This window comes from Streptococcus porci DSM 23759 (genome assembly GCF_000423765.1).
Taxonomy (GTDB): Bacteria; Bacillota; Bacilli; order Lactobacillales; family Streptococcaceae; genus Streptococcus; species Streptococcus porci.
In genome coordinates, this window is record NZ_AUIP01000034.1 from 1 (window position 1) to 1547 (window position 1547).

Sequence of the window (1547 nt, forward strand, 5' to 3'; positions counted from 1 at the left end):
CGACTGGGGAACCTTATGTTTTATCAGTTTTTGGTGAAAAAGGTATCCAAGGATTATCGCATCATCTATTCACGACAAACTATCAATACAATCAAACCAGCATATCTCATTACAGTACGCCTGGTTATACAGGAACATGGGCAGTCAATGAGAATACAGGGTTAGTAAAAATTGGCGATACAGTCACTATGTCTGTTTATCACACAGAAAAATTGGGCTTAGTATATATATTGGCAACTGTTAAAGCTATCGCCAGTGATAGAAGTTTGACTACTGTTTCTAAAGGGTTGATTGATAAAGGTGAGAAAGGCACTGATGGTAGAACTTCATACATCCATTGGGCTTACTCCGACAACGCAGACGGTACAGGTCTGACCACATCTGACAATGGTCAGCGGTATATTGGACACTACTCAGACTATACGCAAGCTGATAGTACGGATAAGACAAAATATCGCTGGTCTGATAGATGGGCTAAGATTGAGGTTGGGGGGAAGAACATTCTACGCAACTCATTGTTTAATAATGCGGTGGATAGCTCGGAAACCTTTACGGTTGCTGGTGTTACTTATAAAAACAAATTGTTGCCTCAGTGGGAAAGTTTATACAACAGGGGCATTCAAAATCCAACAACGTCTTATCACGCTATCTACAAAGAATCATTCAATGGAAAAGGTCCTGTAGTAGAGTTCAATGAGTCAGATGGAAGTCGAAATTGGAAGGCTATTCAAGCTATTGTAGAGGCTTCCGACTTATCTTTTGGAAACTATATGTTTTCGACCGACATTTATTCTACTGGCGCTGGTACTAAAATTTGGTTTGGTTTTTTTTATTATAACAAAACAGGTACACGTGGTTTTCACTCCGGACAAACGACGATTAATATAACGACGATTAATAGTTGGCATCGTGTATCTGGATCTATCAAGTTAAATAATAATATTGATTTGACTAAACCAATAACCTTTTATATATATGCTTACGGATTTACCACGAATTCCATCCTATATTTGACCAAGCCTCAGCTAGAGGAGGGGACTGTTCCGACACCTTTTAGAGAAGCGCAGGCTGATATTGATGAGCGTATAGACTCCAAAGCTGACCAAGTCCTCACTCAAGAACAACTCAACCTATTGTCTGAACAGACTGAGCTGATAAAAGCAGACATTGAGTCAAAAGCTAGTTTAGAAGCGGTATCGGAAGTTTTAGAAAAATTCCAGAACTTCCAGAAAATGACAAGGGCTGAGTGGGACAAATCCGAGAAAGCTATTATTGACCATCTCAACAGGATTGTAGCGGTAGAAACCAATCTGGGACAGATGGCTCAAAAGTGGAATGCGGTTGATTCGTTTATGCAGTATAGCGAAGACGGTCTTTCGTTGGGAAAGAAAGACGGTTCGGCAAGTATGCTGATTAGCCCGAATGGTCGCATTACAATCTATTCAAACGGTAAACCCGCCATGTATATGGACGGGACAACTGTTTATATTGAAAATGGTATCTTTACTAAATCCGTCCAAATCGGGGAATTTAGGGAAGAACCGTAT

1 pseudogene is annotated in these 1547 nt (G+C 40.1%); it reads left to right on the top strand.

The features are described from left to right. A pseudogene (locus G576_RS13795) lies at positions 1–1547 on the top strand (hypothetical protein); the annotation flags it as partial.